Source organism: Anaerotignum faecicola (assembly GCA_024460105.1).
Lineage (GTDB): Bacteria > Bacillota > Clostridia > Lachnospirales > Anaerotignaceae > JANFXS01.
On the sequence record JANFXS010000517.1, the window covers coordinates 1 to 398 of the forward strand.

General features: G+C 48.2%; 2 protein-coding genes. Both read left to right on the top strand.

Translation table 11 applies throughout. The annotated features are described in order from the left end of the window. The coding region (locus NE664_15165) for a 1-acyl-sn-glycerol-3-phosphate acyltransferase (protein ID MCQ4727971.1) at positions 1-180 on the top strand (180 nt) is incomplete at its 5' end. Beyond that, positions 177-398, top strand: a 222-nt coding sequence (locus NE664_15170) for a chorismate mutase (protein MCQ4727972.1), incomplete at its 3' end; no start/stop codon positions are given. The genes NE664_15165 and NE664_15170, both read left to right, overlap by 4 nt.

The following is a 398-nucleotide window of genomic DNA, read 5'->3' on the forward strand; positions in this document are numbered from 1 at the left end:
GCAGAAGTTTTTGAACAGCATTTTCCGAAGATTAAACCGTCCCATGTGACCATCACCTTTGGAGAACCGTTCCACACAAAGGAACTTCCGCCGGAAGTGAAGAAATTCCCGGGCGCCTATACAGAAGAACAGATAAAGGCCATGCTTACGCTTCAGCTGGCAGAAGGACAGGATTTATGAGTACATTCGATTTACAGGAAATCAGAAAACAACTGGATAAGATCGACAGGGAAATCGTGACCCTGTTTGAAGAACGCATGCGTTTATGCGGTGATGTGGCGGAATATAAGATTGAAAACGGCAGACCGGTCTATGACGGAGATCGGGAGAGACAGAAGCTGGAGTCTGTGAAGGCCATGACGGACGACAGCTTCCAGAAGCAGGCCGTGGAAGAACTG